Raw genomic sequence first — 17,472 nt, forward strand, 5'->3', positions numbered from 1 at the left:
TGGCGTGGCACGCGCCCGCGTGCCACGCCCGCCCGTCCATGCGAACAACTGGTTTATGATCGGCGCTCTGCATCCGCCACGATGAGCGCCATGAACGACCTCGGCAATTACCCCTATGTCCGCCAGTTGGCCATCCACTCGCTGTTCGAGATCTTCGAGCAGTCCAGCGAAGGCACCATCATCGTCGACCGTGAGGCGCGCATCGTGTGGATCAACGAGCGCTACGCCCAGCGCTTCGGTCTCGGGCATGCCAGCGAAGCCATCGGCAGACCCTGCGAAAGCGTGATTCCCGGCAGCCTGCTGCGTGATGTGGTGAAGAGCGGCCGGCCGATCCTGCTGGACATGATGGACACCCCCCGGGAACCGCTGGTGGTCATGCGTCTGCCCATCCACGACGATGCCGGCGAGGTGATCGGCGCCATCGGTTTCGCCCTGTTCGAGGAACTGCAATCGCTATCGCCGCTACTGGCCCGCTACCAGGCGATGCAGCAGGAGCTGGCCTCCACGCGCTCGCAACTCAAGTCCCGCCAGGCCAAGTACAGCTTCGCCCATTTCATCGGCACCAGCGCCCGCAGCCTGGAGGTCAAGCGCCTGGCCCGACGCAGTGCGACCAGCGACTCGGCGGTATTGCTGCTGGGCGAAACCGGCACCGGCAAGGAGCTGCTGGCCCACGCCATTCACAATGCCTCGCCTCGGGCCAGCAAACCCTTCGTCAGCCTGAACACGGCGGCGATCCCGGAAGCCCTGCTCGAAGCCGAGTTCTTCGGCACCGCCCCGGGCGCATTCACCGGCGCCGACCGCAAAGGGCGGGCTGGCAAGCTGCAGATCGCCCACGGCGGCACGCTGTTTCTCGACGAGATCGGCGATATGCCGCTACCGCTGCAGAGCAAATTGCTACGCGTGCTGCAGGAGAAGGAGTTCGAGCCGGTGGGCTCCAACGAGGTGCTGCGCAGCGATGTCCGGCTGATCGCCGCCACTTCCATCGATCTGGAAGCCGCGGTGCGGCGCGGCACGTTCCGCGCCGACCTGTACTACCGGCTCAACGTGCTGACCATCGCCGTGCCACCGTTGCGCGAGCGGCTGGAAGATCTGCCGGCGCTGTGCGAAGCGATCTTCGATGCGCTGCAGGGGCGCCACGAACTGCACCCCGAGGCCATGGCACTGCTCTCTCGCCATGCCTGGCCCGGCAACGTTCGTGAGCTGCACAACGTGCTGGAGCGCGCCTGCCTGCTCAGCGATGAAACACTGCTCGATCGCGCTGCCGTGGCGGCGGCAATCGGCACGCTGCAGGCGTTACCCGAAGCAGGCGCTGTCGCTGCGGATGCCGGCCAGATCGAGGACTTCCATCAGGCCAGGGCCAACTTCGAGCGGGAACTGATCCGCAAGGCCCTGGCCGCTACCGCAGGGGATGTACCGCAGGCCGCACAATATCTGGGGCTGGGCCGCTCCACCCTGTATCGGAAAATGCTGGAGCTCGGGCTTTCATCCTGATTTCGGGACTAATCCTGTTTTCGGGACAGGCACATCAAGCCCGCTGTTGGGGCTTGAGGCTCGACTCGCGTCCCGAAATCGGGACCAGCAGAACATTACGAAATCAATAATCGAATAAAATCATTTAAATTCAACAAGTTATTAATATGGCATAGATCTCGCTATGTATCTGGGGCGGGCCTTCCCCGCCGCCGACAACAAAAACAAAAGCGCCCACAGCGTCTGTGCGAGTTACTCGAAGGCTACGGCAGCCTCTCGATTCGCCGTGCTGCAGGGTCAGGAGATAGTCGATGAGTGTCATCATCGCCCTCGCTGCACTGGCTCTACTGATGCTGGCCGCCTACCGTGGCTACAGCGTCATCCTCTTCGCTCCCATCGCCGCCCTCGGTGCCGTTCTGCTCACCGATCCCAGCGCCGTGGCGCCCGCGTTCACCGGGGTGTTCATGGAGAAGATGGTTGGCTTCATCAAACTCTATTTTCCGGTGTTCCTGCTCGGTGCCGTGTTCGGCAAGCTGATCGAGCTGTCCGGGTTCTCGCGCTCCATCGTGGCTGCCGCCATCCGCCTGTTCGGTACTGGCCAGGCAATGCTGGTGATCGTGCTGGTCTGCGCCCTGCTCACTTACGGCGGCGTTTCGCTGTTCGTGGTGGTGTTCGCGGTCTACCCGTTCGCCGCCGAGATGTTTCGCCAGAGCAACATTCCCAAGCGGCTGATTCCGGCAACCATCGCCCTCGGCGCGTTCAGCTTCACCATGGATGCCCTGCCCGGCACACCGCAGATCCAGAACATCATCCCCACCACCTTCTTCAATACCACGGCCTGGGCCGCGCCCTGGCTGGGGCTGATCGGCAGCCTGTTCGTGCTTGGCATCGGCATGCTCTACCTGCGTCGGCAACTGGGCAAGGCCCTGCGCGCTGGCGAGGGTTATGGCACTGAGCTGCGCAACGAGCCGGAAACCCCGGACGACATCAAGCTGCCCAGCCCGTGGCTGGCCATCGCGCCACTGATTCTGGTGGGCGTGGCCAACCTGCTGTTCACCCACTGGATTCCCGAGTTCTATGGCAAGACCCACAGCCTGCAACTGGCCGGAATGGCAGAGCCGTTGCAGACCGACGTCAGCAAGCTGACCGCCATCTGGGCCGTGCAGGCGGCGTTGCTGCTGGGCATTGTGCTGGTGCTGATCAGCGCCTTCGGGGTGATTCGCGAGAAACTCGCCGAAGGCACCAAGAGCGCGGTGAGTGGCTCGCTGCTAGCCGCGATGAACACCGCCTCGGAGTACGGTTTCGGTGCGGTGATCGCGTCGCTGCCGGGCTTCCTGATCCTCGCCGACGCCCTCAAGGGCATCCCGGATCCGCTGGTCAACGAAGCGGTGACCGTCACCCTGCTGGCCGGCATCACCGGGTCGGCGTCGGGTGGCATGAGCATCGCCCTGGCGGCCATGTCCGACAGTTTCATCGCCGCGGCCAACGCCGCCAACATCCCGCTGGAAGTCATGCACCGCGTCGCCTCCATGGCCAGCGGCGGCATGGACACCCTGCCCCACAACGGCGCTGTCATCACACTGCTGGCGGTGACCGGGCTGACTCACCGCGAAGCCTACAAGGACATTTTCGGTATCACCATCATCAAGACCCTGGCGGTGTTTTTCGTGATCGGCGTCTTCTACAGCACCGGCATCGTCTAATTTTATGAAGCGAGCGGCCTGTGGTATCGGGCCGCTCGCACGCAAGGAGTCCAGCATGAATCTGAAAGGCAAGACTGCACTGGTCACCGGTTCCACCAGCGGCATAGGCCTGGGTATCGCCCTGGTATTGGCTGAAGCCGGCGCCGATCTGGTACTCAACGGCTTCGGCGATGCCCAGGCGGCCATCGATGCCGTGGCGGCGTTCGGCGGCAAGGTCGGCCACCACTCGGCGGACGTGTCAGCTCCGCAGCAGATCGAGGCGATGATCGCCTACACCGAGCAGGAGTTCGGCGCGGTCGATATCCTGGTCAATAACGCCGGCATCCAGCACGTGGCGCCGGTGGAAACCTTCGCCCCGGAACGCTGGGACGCGATCATCGCCATCAATCTGTCGTCGGCCTTCCACACCACCCGGCTGACCCTACCCGGCATGCGTCAGCGCAACTGGGGACGCATCATCAATATCGCCTCTGCCCACGGACTGGCGGCTTCACCCGGCAAGAGCGCCTATGTGGCAGCCAAGCACGGGCTGATCGGCCTGAGCAAATCCGTGGCGCTGGAAACCGCCACCACCGGTGTCACCTGCAACGCCATCTGCCCAGGCTGGGTACTGACGCCCCTGGTACAGGCACAGATCGATGCCCGCGCGGCCGAGAGCGGCGACAGCGAAGGCGAACGGCGTAACCTGCTCGCAGAGAAACAGCCGTCGCTGGAGTTCGTGACGCCCAGACAGCTCGGTGAGTTGGCGCTGTTCCTGTGCAGCGATGCCGCTGCCCAGGTACGCGGCGCGGCCTGGAACATGGATGGCGGCTGGCTGGCACAATAGACGCAAACCGGCAGGGCTCAACGGCCCTGCCCACGAATAAAAAAGTGATGAGGTAACCCAATGCAGCAACCGCTCTGGACGCCCATGGCCGAACGCATCAGTGCCACACGCATGGATGCCTTCCGCCGCTTCGTCAACAGTCGCCACGGCCTGGATCTGGCCGATTACCCGGCGCTGCACGCCTGGAGCGTGAGCGAGCGCGAAGCGTTCTGGCAAGCCATCGTCGATGTCTTCGACATTCGCTTCAGCCATCCACCCCAGGCGGTACTCGAAGAAGGCGCGGCCATGCCCAGCGCCCACTGGTTTCCAGGTGCCACCCTGAATTTCGCCGAGCACCTGCTGCGCCGCCGCGACGAGCATCCCGCCATCGTCGCAGTAGCCGAAGACGGCAGCCACGAACAGCTCAGCCATGCGCAACTGGCCGCACACGTCGCCGGCCTGCAGCGCAGCCTGCAGGAGGCTGGCGTGGGTATTGGCGACCGGGTCGCCGCCTTCATGCCCAACACCTGGCAAACCCTGGTCGGCATGCTCGCCACCGCCAGCCTGGGCGCGACGTGGTCGAGCTGCTCACCGGATTTCGGTACCCAGGGCGTGATCGACCGTTTCGGCCAGATCGAACCCAAGGTACTGATCGCCTGTGCCGGCTACCGCTACGCTGGCAAGACGCTGGATTTGACGGACAAGCTCAACGAGGTTCTCTCGCACCTACCCAGCCTGAAACACTTGGTTGTGGTGCCTTATGCACGAACAGAGGCCAGACCTACTGATTACAAGTCAGTTGCTCTAACCACTCTCTGGCAAGACTTCTACCAACCCGGTGGAGAACCGCAATTCACCGCCGTGCCCTTCGAACAGCCGCTGTACATCCTCTACTCCAGCGGCACCACCGGCGTGCCCAAATGCATCGTCCACGGCGCAGGCGGAACACTGCTGCAGCACGTCAAGGAACTCGGCCTGCACAGCGACCTGACGGCCGACGACACGCTGTTCTACTACACCACCTGCGGCTGGATGATGTGGAACTGGCTGGTCTCCGGCCTGGCGCTGGGTGCCACCCTGGTGCTGTATGACGGCTCGCCGTTCCACCCGGATGCCAACCGCCTGATCGACCTGATCGACGCCGAGGACATCAGCATTTTCGGTACCAGCGCCAAGTTCATCGCGGCCCTGGAAAAGGCCGGCGCCAAGCCGCGCGAAAGCCATCGTTTGCAGCGCCTGAAGGCGATTCTCTCCACCGGCTCGCCATTGGCCCACGAGAGCTTCGATTACGTCTATCGCGACATCAAGGCCGATGTCTGCCTGTCGTCCATCTCCGGCGGCACCGATATCGTTTCCTGCTTCGCCCTGGGCAATCCGGTTTCGCCGGTGTACCGCGGCGAGATCCAGTGCAAGGGCCTGGGCATGGACGTGCAGATCTGGAACGATGACGGCAAGGCGGTGACGGGCGAAAAAGGTGAGCTGGTTTGCGCCCGCCATTTCCCTTCCATGCCCGTGGGCTTCTGGAACGACGCCGACGGCGAGAAATTCCGCAGCGCCTATTTCGACACCTTCCCCGGCATCTGGGCTCATGGCGACTACGCCGAGCAGACGCTGCATGGCGGGCTGATCATTCATGGTCGCTCGGACGCCGTGCTCAACCCTGGCGGCGTACGGATCGGCACCGCCGAGATCTACCGCCAGGTGGAAAAGGTCGATCAGGTACTGGAGTCCATCGCCATCGGCCAGCAATGGGATGGCGACGTGCGCGTGGTGCTGTTCGTGCGCCTGCGTGAAGGCGTGAAGCTCGACGAAGCGCTGGAGAAACAGATCTGCCAGGTGATCCGCGCCAACACCACACCGCGCCACGTACCCGCGCGGATCGTCGCGGTGACGGACATTCCGCGCACCATCAGCGGCAAGATCGTCGAGCTGGCGGTGCGCAACGTGGTGCACGGCCAGCCGGTGAAGAACACCGACGCGCTGGCCAACCCCCAGGCCCTCGATCTGTTTCGGGATCTGCCGCAGTTGCAGACGTGATGGCATGAGCAGATGCTGCGATGCGTCGTCGTCCACCACGCCTGCCATCCAGTGTCGCAACGACTAAGCAGAGTAACGGCCCGACAGCGTCCACGCACCGGCGTAACGATTTGCCGCGCCGCCGGGTTTATGCTGGACTGCCCTGCCAACCCTGCACGAGAACTGAGCATGACTCCCTTTCAGGCGCTATTCGCCATTGGCGAACGCTTCGATGCCTTCGTCAGCCACGGATTGCCCGCCGAAATTGCCGCTGTGCAGACCGCACAGGGGCTGCTGAACGCCGAAGACGCCCTGAGCCCCAACACCTACCAGCGGCTAGAGGCCGTGGAAGGCCGCTATTACCTGCTGGCGGCTGCTGAGATGTGGTGCCCGGACTGCCAGCTCAACCTCACGGCGATGGATCACCTGCAGCGCTTGCAACCTCGCGTAGCACTGGCGATCGTATCCAAGGGCCGTGCCGAGCATGATCTGAAAGAGCGCCTGAACCTGGAACGTATCCCGATTCCGCTGGTAGTGGTACTGGACGAACGCTTCGAGCCGATCGGCCGCTTCGTCGAGCAGCCGCAGGCGGTCATTGCTGGCGGCGAGGCGATCAAACCTGACTACCGTGCCGGCCGTTACCTGGAGAGCACGCTGGATGATCTGCTGACGATCATCGAGGCACACGAGGGGCATACCCGCTCTTGAGTGACCATCAGGCAGCAGACTCCAGCAGATAGGGGCGAACCACATTCAGTGCCCGCTCGACGAAGTCTTCCTTTTCGCCCACCGGCGCCACGTAGTGCAGAACCTCGGCACACGCTTGCTCGCCGGCCAGCCGCGCGATGGCCCAGGCGGCCAGGTATGGCGCGGACAGGCAGCCGCCCGCCGTCGCCAGGTTGCCACGTGCGAAGAATGGCTGGTTCAGCACGTCGACGCCCGCCTCGATCACCCAAGGCTTGCTAGTCAGATCGGTGCAGGCGGGTATCCCTTGCAACAACCCAAGCCGCGCCATGAGCAAGGCACCGGAACACTGGGCGCCGATCAGTTGCCTTCGCGGGTCAAGTTGCAGGCGTTCGAGGGTACGGGCGTCCTCGGCAATCTGGCGGGTTCTGATGCCGCTGCCAAAGAGCACCACATCCGCTTCGCGGGCGAACTCCAGCGACTGCTGGGCCTGAACCTGCACGCCATTCATGGACATCACCTGCTCGCCAGGGCAGGTAATCTGCGCCTGCCAGCCGCGATCCCGCAGGCGGTTGAACAGCGCGCTGGCGACAAAGGAGTCGAGTTCGTTGAAACCATCGAATGTCAGTACGGCAATGCGCATGCCCTTTCTCCCGGGAAATTAAACGCTAGGCAGAATCTACGGCCATGGGGCCTTGCGCGCTAAGCACAGAACCGGGCAATTATTCCCATACAGTGAGCTCGCCGGAGCTCAGATGCCCTGACGGTCGGCTGCTCACGTCATTGAATTTGGCGCAGGACGGTGCGCCGGTCGAAAGATGGAAACCGGAATCACCCTGACTGGAGAGAACGTCCAGATTCGCTGATATACCAGCCAGCATGAGCCGGAAAAGCGATGCTGTTCTGATGGTGCAGCAAATGCTGGCACAATACGCGCCCGGTAAAAATGAGGTGCCCCGTCATGGCAAAGGCAATGGCCCGCCACATCCTGGTCAAGACCGAAGCGGAAGCTGCTGGTCTGAAGAAACGTATCGCGGCGGGCGAGGCGTTCGATGTGCTGGCGCGCAAGCACTCCACCTGCCCCTCTGGAAAAAAAGGCGGCGACCTGGGCGAAGTGCGCCCCGGCCAGATGGTGCGCGCCATCGACCAGGTAATCTTCAAAAAACCGCTGCGCGAAGTCCATGGCCCGATCAAGAGCCAGTTCGGCTATCACCTGGTGCAGGTGTTCTTCCGCGACTGACGTGCTTGTCTATACATAGGTGAAAACGGTCTAGCGAAGCTGGGGTACAACCGGATGCGACGCACCTGCCAAGCTGGCAGGATGCAAGACTATTCCCATTTCAGCGCATGCCGCCCCAGACGAAAGGAGATGGAAGGATGAGTTTTGGCCCCCTGGTCACCAGCGAATGGCTCGCCCGCGAGGGTGATGCCGCGGACGTGGTGCTGTTCGATGCCAGCACCTACCTGCCCAACGAAGCGAAGAACGGCCACGAGGAATACCTCAAGGCGCACATCCCCGGCGCACGTTTCTTCGATATCGATGCCTTTTCCGATCCCGATACGCCGCTGCCCCACACCGTGCCATCCCAAGGCCGTTTCGCTCGGCTGATCGGAGCCCAGGGCGTCGACAATGCCAGCCGCGTGGTGGTTTACGACCAGAAGGGGCTGTTTTCCGCTGCCCGTGCCTGGTGGTTGTTTCGCTATTTCGGTCATGAGCGCGTTGCCGTGCTCGATGGCGGGCTGCCCAAGTGGCTGGCCGAAGGCCGCCCCAGCGAAACCGGCGAACCTGCCGCTGTCACTGAGCGTACCTTCGAGACCAATGTGCATACCCGCAGGCTCAGGGGCCTGGGTGATGTGCTCGAGGCCATCGACCACCGCGATACCCTGATCCTCGACGCCCGCGCCGCCAATCGTTTCGACGGCAGCACCGCGGAAGCACGTCCAGGCGTTGCCTCCGGCCATATCCCAGGCAGCCACAATCTGCCCTACAGCCGATTACTGCGCAGTGACCACACCTTGCTGCCAGCCGACTCGCTGCGCGCCCTGTTCGCCGAAGCCGGTGTCGACGGCAAAAAAACCGTGATCACCAGTTGCGGCAGTGGCGTAACGGCCGCCGTATTGTTGCTGGGCCTGGAGGTCGCCGGCCTGCCCGAGGCCGCGCTGTACGACGGCTCCTGGACAGAATGGGGCGGCCGCCAGGACACGCCCAAAGCGACTGGGGTCGTTTGATACGCCTGGCGCGCATGTATCCCTGAGGGAAATGTGCGCCAGCCTGCTATGCGCCGTTCCAATCGTCTCGCCCGATCCTCATTTGAATGCGCTTCGCTAGCGGGTCAAAAGAGCGGCGATCATGAGTAACGCCTGCAACTCCTCTACGGCTTGGCACAACAGGGTTGAGGAACATCACGCCCGAGAGGATCAGGGCGGTACGGTGAAAGAGTGGCCTGCGCACATCCATGTGCATTCAAACATTCGATCCTTTGCACAACCCAGGCACTGATGCGCTGGCGAATCAGTCCGGCTAAGCCACCAGACGCATCGCATTGCGTGCCTGGGAAATCTTCTCCTAGGGTGGCGTCCGGCGAAAATTAGCCAAATCAGGTGATAGTTTCTTTATAAATCAGCTCTATCCTATTGATAAAAAACGACTTACACATTGATATGAGACAGGAGAAATCGAAACCCTCAGAGAGGAAAGGAGCCGCAGTAGGTACAACTCATAGAAAGCGCAGTACTATTGCAAGACAGACACCCAGGCATGAAAACCGCCGAAAATGCTGCCAAATGATGAGAACTCCAGGAATAATCATCTTCACGTGCTCGCTCATAAGGGGGTAGGTGCCAAGTCAGTTACGAACACGCCTCACTGCTCAGACAAGATTTTCTCGAAAGATAATTAAATAACTCATATAACTACATGATATTTATAGAGTTAATATTACAAATCTCGAAACAGAATCAACATCTAGACATCGAAAACAGCTATAACCATATCCATTCAAATTCTTTTGAAGAATAAGTCATTGCTCGTATAACCCTGATGAACAGGACTCGAACGAGCACGCCATGCCCTGCACCATCCGACCTTTTTCTGCATCTGTGCTGTACGCCCATCAACTGTTGCCTCATCAACAGTTGCACAACATTACGTTTGGCAGAGAAACACCTGACACTTATCCAGGCGGTTCAAGGCCCCGTAATTCGTGGCAAATGATGCTGGTACAGCTCTTGCTGTCTGCGTGCACCGCCCTGTTCACAGGGCTCTGTCACAGGACGCGTACATGATTGCTCGCCGCATCAACCCTACGATCAAGCGCAGACCGTCAACGGTCTCGCCCCATGCTCCCCGACAACAGCACCGATGCCCGGCCCGTAATGAGCGGGAGGCAGCCCTATGAACGTTTTCTGGTTTCTGCCAACCCATGGCGACGGCCACTTTCTCGGTACCAGTCAGGGCGCCCGCCCGGTAAGCCTCAACTACCTCAAGCAGATCGCCCAGGCAGCCGATGGCCTCGGTTACTACGGCGTGCTGATTCCAACCGGCCGTTCCTGCGAAGACTCCTGGGTCGTGGCCTCGGCTCTGGCGCCGATGACGGAACGCCTGCGTTATCTGGTCGCCATCCGTCCGGGGATCATCTCGCCTACGGTCTCGGCGCGCATGACCGCGACCCTCGATCGCCTGTCAGGCGGGCGTCTGTTGATCAATGTCGTCACCGGCGGTGACCCTGACGAAAATCGCGGCGACGGCATTCACCTGAGCCATGCCGAGCGCTACGAAGTCACCGATGAATTCCTGCGTATCTGGCGTCGAGTCCTGCTGGGAGAAGCCGTGGATTTCGACGGCAAGCACCTGAAGGTCGATAACGCCAAAGCCCTCTATCCACCGTTGCAGCGCCCTTACCCGCCGCTGTACTTCGGTGGGTCGTCGGAGGCGGCCCATGAGCTTGCCGCCGAGCAGCTCGACGTCTACCTGACATGGGGCGAACCGCCTGCCGCGGTGGCCGAGAAAATCGCCGACGTGCGCGCCCGCGCCGCTAAACATGGTCGTACCCTTAAATTCGGTATTCGCCTGCACGTGATCGTCCGGGAAACGGCGGAAGAAGCCTGGGCAGCTGCAGATCGCTTGATCGAACACATCTCGGACGAAACCATCGAGGCTGCGCAGAAGTCATTCGCGCGTTTCGACTCCGAAGGCCAGCGGCGCATGGCCGCCCTGCATGGTGGGCGCCGCGACAGCCTGGAAATCGCCCCCAATCTCTGGGCTGGCGTGGGCCTGGTACGCGGCGGCGCTGGCACCGCCCTGGTCGGTGACCCGCAGCAGGTGGCGGCTCGCATCAAGGAGTACGCCGACCTCGGCATCGACAGCTTCATTTTCTCGGGCTACCCCCACCTCGAGGAAGCCTACCGCTTCGCCGAGCTGGTCTTCCCTCTTCTACCCGAGCCCTATGCCAGCCTGGCCGGGCGTGGCATCACCAATCTCACTGGCCCATTCGGCGAAATGATCGCCAACGACGTGCTGCCCAGTACCCAGACCGCGAGGAGCAACGCGTGAGTGCCCATCAGAAAACTGCAGTTCTCAGCCCACTGCAAACCGCGCGAAAGCTGGCGGCCGGCTTTGCCGAAACCGCTGTCGAACGCGATGAAGCAGGTGGGACGCCAAAGGCCGAGCGCGACGCCATTCGCCAGAGCGGCCTGCTTGCACTCAGCATCCCGACGCAGTTCGGTGGCGTGGGCGCCAGCTGGGCCGAGACCCTGGGGGTGGTGCGTGAGTTCGCCAAGGTCGACAGCTCCATCGCCCATGTCTTCGGCTTCCAGCACCTGATGCTGGCAACCGTGCGCCTGTTTTCCCGGCCAGAGCAATGGCAGCCCTGGTACGAGCAGACGGCCCGCAAGAACTGGTTCTGGGGTAATGCTCTGAACCCGCTGGACACCCGAACCATCGTCAAGAAGTTCGATGGCTGGCGCGAGTTCTCCGGCAAGAAGAGCTTCTGTTCGGGCGCCACCGACTCGGAGATGCTGATCGCCTCGGCCGTCGACGAGAGCGCCGGGGGCAAACTGCTGATTGCCGCAATCCCCAGTGGCCGTACCGGCATCACCCTGCATGACGACTGGAACAACATGGGCCAGCGACAGACCGACAGCGGCAGCGCGACCTTCGAGCGGGTGCGTGTCGAGGAAGAGGAGCTGCTGCTCGACCCAGGCCCGCTGAGTACGCCATTCGCCTGCCTCAGGCCGCTGATCGCGCAACTGCACTTCTCCCACATCTTTCTCGGCATCGCCGAAGGTGCCCTGGAAGACGCACGCCACTACACCCTCAAGGAGGGTCGCCCGTGGTTCAGATCCAAGGCCCAGCACACCAGCGAGGATCCGTACATCCTGCGCCATTACGGTGAATTCTGGGTCGGCCTGGAAGGTGTGCGCCTGCTCGTCGAACGTGCCGCAGCGCAGCTCGATGAGGCCTGGAGCAAGGAACATGCCCTGAGCGCCGAAGAGCGCGCTCGACTGGCCATTTCCATTTCCACCGCCAAGGTGGCAGCCAGCCGTACTGGCCTGGATATCTGCAACCGCCTGTTCGAAGTCACCGGTGCTCGCGCCACCCATGCCTCGCTGCGCCTCGACAGGCACTGGCGCAACCTACGCACGCAAACCCTGCACGACCCCGTGGACTACAAGATCCAGGAACTGGGCGACTGGGCTCTCAACCAGACACGCCCCACGCCAACCTTCTACTCATAGGATAACCATGCAGCTGCTGACGCTTCCTCCCTCTCCCGCACTGGCTACCTCGATTCGGGCAACCGCACAGGTTTTCGAAGACCCAAAATCGCAGGCGCTGCTCGCCCACTTACAACAGGTCGCACCCAGCGAGGCCAGCGTCCTGATAATCGGCGAAACCGGTACAGGGAAGGAACTGGTCGCGCGGCATATCCATAACCTCAGCGGCCGGCGCAACGGGCCATTCATGGCGGTCAACTGCGGAGCCTTCTCCGAATCGCTGGTCGAGGCCGAGCTGTTCGGCCACGAAAAGGGCGCCTTCACCGGCGCCCTGGCCGCCAAGGCCGGCTGGTTCGAAGAGGCCAACGGCGGCACCCTGTTCCTCGACGAGATCGGTGACTTGCCGATGCCCATTCAGGTCAAGCTGCTGCGCGTTCTGCAGGAACGCGAGGTGGTACGCCTGGGCTCACGCAAAAGCATTCCGATCAACGTCAGGGTGCTGGCGGCAACCAACGTGCAGCTGGAAAAGGCCATCAACGCCGGGCATTTCCGCGAGGATCTGTACTACCGCCTGAATGTAGTCAGCCTGCAATTGCATCCGCTGCGCGAGCGCCCTGGCGACATTCTGCCGCTGACCCGTCACTTCATCACGGCCTACAGCAACCGCCTGGGCTACGGCGAGGTACGCCTGACCGACGAGGCACAGGCCAAGCTGGTCAACTACAGCTGGCCCGGCAACATCCGTGAGCTGGAAAATGTCATCCACCATACGTTGCTGATCTGCCGCGCCGGTGTGATCGAGCGCGACGATTTGCGCCTGTCGAACATGCGCATCGAACGCCAGGATGGCACGCCGCCCGTCGATGAGTCCGCCGAGGCCCTGTTGCAGCGGGCGTTCCAGCGGCTGTTCGAAGAGCAGAGCGGCGCCCTTCACGAGAAGGTCGAAGATAGCCTGCTAAGGGCCGCCTACCGCTTCAGTCACTACAACCAGGTGCATACCGCCAGCCTGCTGGGGCTGACGCGCAACGTCACGCGGGCCCGGCTGATCGCGATTGGCGAGCTGGTCGTCAACAAACGAAAACCTGCGCAAAGTTCGCAGGGCAACCGGGTCATCAACCTGTCGATATGACACTCGATGCCCATGCCGAGCATGCGATAGACGAAGGCGCGTGAATCGCCTTCCCCAACAATCGCGTAAAGGATGCACTTCATGAGCCTGGACATATTCTGGTTTCTTCCCACCTCCGGCGACACCCGCTACCTGGGCCACTCCGGGAGCGGGCGCCCCGCCACCAACGCCTACATGCGGCAGATCGCCGTGGCAGCCGATCAGCTCGGTTACGATGGCCTGCTGATTCCAACCGGCGCCAGCTGTCTCGATCCCTGGGTCACGGCGGCGAGCCTGGTGCCGGTCACCCAGCGCATCAAACTGCTGGTTGCCCTGCGCACCTCGCTTGGCAACCCCACCGCCTCGGCACGCCAGGCGGCCAGCCTCGACCAGGCCAGCGGCGGCCGGCTGCTGCTCAACGTGGTGCCGGGCGGCGACGCCACCGAGCTGGAAGCGGACGGTGTGTTTCTCGATCATGATCAGCGCTACGAGGCCTCCGACGAGTTTCTCACCATCTGGCGCCAGCTGCTGCAAGGCGAAACCGTCGACTTCGATGGCAAGTACCTCAAGGTACGCGGTGCGCAGAACTTCTTCCCGCCGGTACAGACGCCCTACCCGCCCCTGTACTTCGGCGGCTCGTCCCCTGCGGCCCACGACCTGGCAGCCAAGCATGTCGACGCCTACCTGACCTGGGGCGAGCCGCCAGCGGCAGTGGCCGAGAAGATCGCCGACGTGCGTGCCCGGGCAGCCGCCTATGGCCGCACGGTGCGCTTCGGCGTACGCCTGCATGTGATCGTGCGCGAGACCAACGACGCCGCCTGGGCGGCGGCCGACGAGTTGATCAGTCATCTGGACGACGAGAGCATTGCCGCCGCGCAAAGCAACTACGCCAAGATGGATTCCGAAGGTCAGCGGCGCATGGCGGCACTGCATGGCGGCCAGCGCGACAAACTGGAGGTGGCGCCCAACCTGTGGGCCGGCGTTGGCCTGGTACGCGGAGGCGCCGGTACCGCGCTGGTCGGCGACCCGCAAACGGTAGCTGCACGTCTTCAGGAATATGCCGACCTGGGCGTCGACAGCTTCGTGCTCTCCGGCTACCCGCACCTGGAAGAAGCCTACCGCTTTGCCGAACTGGTGTTCCCGCTGCTGCCTGGCAAGGGCAAGGTCACCGTCGATGGCGCCTTTACCGGCGGCGCCTTCGATATCCGCGCTGGCCAGAAGAAGGAGAACGCGGCTTGATCCTGCCCATGGACGAGTGACACATCCCGGGCGGGATCTGCCAGTTGGAGAGCCCTGCCCGGAATCATCATTCACCAGACACGATACTCAGATCGCATGGGCCAGGTGCAGCTCGGTCAGCGCTTCGGCTTTCAGCCGCGACAGTTCACCATCGCGTCGGTCTCGGGGACGCGACAGGTTGACGATGAGTTCCTGACGGATGCCGCTGGGGCGACTGCCCATCACCAGCACCCGGTCACTGAGATACAGCGCCTCGTCCACGTCGTGGGTCACCACCAGCAGGGCGATGGCATGGTGCTTGGCAAGCTCGAGGAGCAGATCCTGTAGTTTCATGCGGGTGAAGGCATCCACCGCGCTGAAGGGTTCGTCGAGCAGCAACACCCGCGGCCGCGAATAGAGCCCGCGGGCCAGGGCCACGCGCTGCGCCATACCGCCGGAGAGCTCCTTGGGCAGCGCCTTGGCGAAACCATCCAGCCCCACTTCGGCGATCAGTTGCGCCACTCGCTCACGGTCGTAGTCGCGGTCGTCGGCAAAACCGATGTTCTGCTCCACCGTGAGCCAGGGCATCAGCCGCGGCTCCTGAAACACGAAAGAGACGTCGCCGCCCTGCTCACCGAGCTGCACGCGGCCATTGAACTCACGTTCCAGCCCCGCGACGATACGCAGCAAGGTGCTCTTGCCGCAGCCACTGGGGCCCAGCAGGCTGACGATCTCCCGCTCGCCCAGGGACAGACCGACGTTCTGCAGTACGGTCACGCCAGCGAAACTCTTGCGCTCCACGCGTATATCCAGCAATGACGCAGCCATCTCAAACCTCCTTGCCGTTGAATGCGTCACGCCAGCCCAGCAGACGCTGCTCCAGCTTGGCCAACAGGCCGTCGCTGAGCTTGCCGAGCAGTGCCAGGACGATGATCGAGGCCAGGACGATATCCGGCCGCGAGGTTTCCCGGCCGTCGGTGAGCAGGTAGCCGAGCCCCCTCGTGGCGGCGATCAGTTCGGCGGCGACCAGGAACATCCAGGCCAGGCTGAGTCCGCTGCGCAAGCCAGTCATCAGACCGGGCAACGCCGCCGGCAAGAGGATGCGCCAGACCAGGCGACGCGAACTGAAGCCATACATCTGGCCCACCTCGACCAGCTTGCGATCGATGTTACGGATGGCCGCGACGCCGTTGACGTAAACCGGAAAGAAGGCACCGATGGCGATAAGAACGACCTTGGAGGTCTCGTCGATGCCCAGCCAGAGCAACAGCAGCGGCACCCAGGCCAGGCTGGGAATCGCCCGCAGCCCGGCGAAAGTGGGCTCCAGATAGGCTTCAGCCTCACGGCTCAGGCCAACCCAGGCGGCCACCAGCAAGGCCAGCCCGGCGCCGATGGCGAAACCGGCGAACACCCGCGCCAGGCTGGCGCCGATATGCCCCCACAGCGGCCCTTCGGCCAGCTCGTGCAGGGTCAGCACGATCTCGCTGGGCGCCGGCATCTGATAGGACGGAATCCAGCCGATGCGCACCACGATTTCCAGAAACACGATCAGCAGCAGCGGGATGACCAATCCCTTGGCGCGCCGACGCCAGGCACTGGCATCGAACCCCGGTTTCCATGGGGAACGGCGCAAAGCCGGCAGCGACTTGCTCTTGATTGTCATGAAAGGCTCCGATTGTTGAAGCGACGTGAACATAGCGCTGCCGCAGCGAATGGCGGCAAGCGCTGCACTCACGCCTTATTTGGCGGCGATGGCCTGCTTGCCGAACGCTGGCTCGATCAGTGCGTCCACCACGGCGTTCACGTCAGTACCACGGCGTACCAGTTGCTCTTCGAGCAGGATGGGTGCGGCAGCCTTGAGCGCTGCGACATGTTCAGAGCCGGGCTGGGCGTTGCTGAAGTCGGTGCGCTGCAGTTGCAGCTTGGCCACTTCCAGCGGCAGCTTGGCTTCTTCGGAGAGAATCTTGGCGAGCTCTTCGGGATTGGCGCGGGCCCATTCGCGCGCCTTTTCGTAGGCTGCCAGCACCTTGTCGATGGCCTGCGGATGCTCCTTGGCGAACTTCTCGGTAACGCTCACCACGCCGTAGCTGTTGAAGTCGAGATTGCGATAGAGAATGCGCGAGCCGGCCTGCAACTGGCTGGCGGCGAGCAGCGGGTCGAGACCGGCCCAGGCATCGACGTCACCCTTTTCCAGGGAGGTGCGGCCATCCGGATGCTGCAGGTGCACCAGCTCCACATCGTTCTTGTCGAGGCCGACCGTGGCCAGGCTGCGCAGGGTGAACAGGAAGGGATCGGTGCCTTTGGTGGCAGCGATCTTCTTGCCTTTCAGATCCTGCAGGGTCTTGATCGGCGAGTCCTTGCCCACCACCAGTGCCGTCCACTCCGGGCGGCTGGCGACGTAAACGGTCTTGATCGGGCTGCCATTGGCACGGCTCAGCACTGCGGCCAATCCTGCGGTGGATCCGAAATCCACACCGCCGCTGTTGAGGTATTCGAGGGAGCGGTTGCTGCCCTGGCTGAACACCCAGCTCACCTTGGTATCGGGGCCTACGCTCTCCTCCAGCCAGCCAAAGCGCTTGAGCACCAGGCTGGTCGGTGAGTAATAGGCGTAGTCGAGCTTCAGCTCCTTGGGCAGATCGGCCGCCTGAAGCGGAGCAGACAGGGTGAAGGCGGTAGCGGCTAAAGCCAGCAGCCGTACGAACGAATTGGCGACGCGGGATTGGCGCATGGAATGCTCCTGACAGGAAATGACG

15 protein-coding genes are annotated in these 17,472 nt (G+C 62.8%); 11 read left to right on the forward strand and 4 right to left on the reverse strand.

Features of this window, described 5'->3' with window-relative positions; genetic code table 11:
* Nucleotides 1-81: 81 nt before the first annotated feature.
* The 5 genes from DNK06_RS14260 to DNK06_RS14280 all read left to right on the forward strand — a co-directional run bounded on the left by DNK06_RS14260 (nt 82) and on the right by DNK06_RS14280 (nt 6,702).
* Entirely contained in the window at nt 82-1,491 is a 1,410-nt protein-coding gene (locus DNK06_RS14260; RefSeq protein WP_131180650.1) for a sigma-54 interaction domain-containing protein, read from the forward strand.
* A gap of 290 nt (nt 1,492-1,781) precedes the next feature.
* Nucleotides 1,782-3,173, forward strand: coding sequence for a GntP family permease (locus tag DNK06_RS14265; RefSeq protein ID WP_131180651.1), 1,392 nt, complete (start codon nt 1,782-1,784; stop codon nt 3,171-3,173).
* 55 nt (nt 3,174-3,228) lie between these two features.
* Nucleotides 3,229-3,999 carry a 3-hydroxybutyrate dehydrogenase gene (locus DNK06_RS14270; RefSeq protein WP_131180652.1) on the forward strand — a complete coding sequence of 257 codons (771 nt, stop codon included), beginning with the start codon at nt 3,229-3,231 and terminating at the stop codon, nt 3,997-3,999.
* Nucleotides 4,000-4,059: 60 nt separating this feature from the next.
* Nucleotides 4,060-6,015 (forward strand): acetoacetate--CoA ligase, encoded by a 1,956-nt coding sequence (locus DNK06_RS14275; RefSeq protein ID WP_131180653.1) that lies wholly within the window; start codon nt 4,060-4,062, stop codon nt 6,013-6,015.
* Nucleotides 6,016-6,183: 168 nt separating this feature from the next.
* Nucleotides 6,184-6,702 (forward strand): thioredoxin family protein, encoded by a 519-nt coding sequence (locus DNK06_RS14280; RefSeq protein ID WP_131180654.1) that lies wholly within the window; start codon nt 6,184-6,186, stop codon nt 6,700-6,702.
* A 7-nt stretch (nt 6,703-6,709) separates the two neighbouring features.
* Here the strand turns inward: DNK06_RS14280 and DNK06_RS14285 are convergent, their stop codons facing one another.
* The gene (locus tag DNK06_RS14285) at nt 6,710-7,321 is read right to left on the reverse strand and encodes a DJ-1/PfpI family protein (RefSeq protein ID WP_131180655.1); all 612 of its coding nucleotides are present in this window, start codon (nt 7,319-7,321) and stop codon (nt 6,710-6,712) included.
* 318 nt (nt 7,322-7,639) lie between these two features.
* Here DNK06_RS14285 and DNK06_RS14290 point away from each other — a divergent pair, with 318 nt between their 5' ends.
* From DNK06_RS14290 to ssuD (DNK06_RS14315), 6 genes are all read left to right on the forward strand, one after another.
* On the forward strand, nt 7,640-7,918 hold the full coding sequence (locus DNK06_RS14290; RefSeq protein WP_131180656.1) for a peptidylprolyl isomerase: 279 nt from the start codon (nt 7,640-7,642) through the stop codon (nt 7,916-7,918).
* A gap of 137 nt (nt 7,919-8,055) precedes the next feature.
* Complete coding sequence (gene sseA / locus DNK06_RS14295) at nt 8,056-8,907, forward strand: 3-mercaptopyruvate sulfurtransferase (protein ID WP_131180657.1); 852 nt, start codon at nt 8,056-8,058, stop codon at nt 8,905-8,907.
* A 1,165-nt stretch (nt 8,908-10,072) separates the two neighbouring features.
* Nucleotides 10,073-11,230 carry an FMNH2-dependent alkanesulfonate monooxygenase gene (gene ssuD / locus DNK06_RS14300; RefSeq protein ID WP_131180658.1) on the forward strand — a complete coding sequence of 386 codons (1,158 nt, stop codon included), beginning with the start codon at nt 10,073-10,075 and terminating at the stop codon, nt 11,228-11,230.
* On the forward strand, nt 11,227-12,414 hold the full coding sequence (locus tag DNK06_RS14305; RefSeq protein ID WP_131180659.1) for an acyl-CoA dehydrogenase family protein: 1,188 nt from the start codon (nt 11,227-11,229) through the stop codon (nt 12,412-12,414). Before ssuD (DNK06_RS14300) ends, DNK06_RS14305 begins: the two co-directional genes overlap by 4 nt.
* Nucleotides 12,415-12,421: 7 nt before the next feature.
* Nucleotides 12,422-13,522: a sigma-54 interaction domain-containing protein gene (locus DNK06_RS14310; RefSeq protein WP_131180660.1), complete on the forward strand. Its 1,101-nt coding sequence runs from the start codon at nt 12,422-12,424 to the stop codon at nt 13,520-13,522.
* An 81-nt stretch (nt 13,523-13,603) separates the two neighbouring features.
* On the forward strand, nt 13,604-14,740 hold the full coding sequence (gene ssuD, locus DNK06_RS14315; RefSeq protein WP_131180661.1) for an FMNH2-dependent alkanesulfonate monooxygenase: 1,137 nt from the start codon (nt 13,604-13,606) through the stop codon (nt 14,738-14,740).
* 87 nt (nt 14,741-14,827) lie between these two features.
* On the opposite strand, the gene DNK06_RS14320 is transcribed toward ssuD (DNK06_RS14315), so the two are convergent.
* The 3 genes from DNK06_RS14320 to DNK06_RS14330 all read right to left on the reverse strand — a co-directional run bounded on the left by DNK06_RS14320 (nt 14,828) and on the right by DNK06_RS14330 (nt 17,447).
* Nucleotides 14,828-15,547, reverse strand: coding sequence for an ABC transporter ATP-binding protein (locus DNK06_RS14320; protein ID WP_131180662.1), 720 nt, complete (start codon nt 15,545-15,547; stop codon nt 14,828-14,830).
* A 1-nt stretch (nt 15,548) separates the two neighbouring features.
* Entirely contained in the window at nt 15,549-16,382 is an 834-nt protein-coding gene (locus DNK06_RS14325; RefSeq protein WP_131180663.1) for an ABC transporter permease, read from the reverse strand.
* A 75-nt stretch (nt 16,383-16,457) separates the two neighbouring features.
* Nucleotides 16,458-17,447, reverse strand: a complete 990-nt coding sequence (locus DNK06_RS14330) for an aliphatic sulfonate ABC transporter substrate-binding protein (RefSeq protein WP_131180664.1) — start codon at nt 17,445-17,447, stop codon at nt 16,458-16,460.
* Nucleotides 17,448-17,472 lie beyond the last annotated feature (25 nt).

The organism is Phytopseudomonas daroniae, assembly GCF_004327285.1.
Taxonomy (GTDB): Bacteria; Pseudomonadota; Gammaproteobacteria; order Pseudomonadales; family Pseudomonadaceae; genus Aquipseudomonas; species Aquipseudomonas daroniae.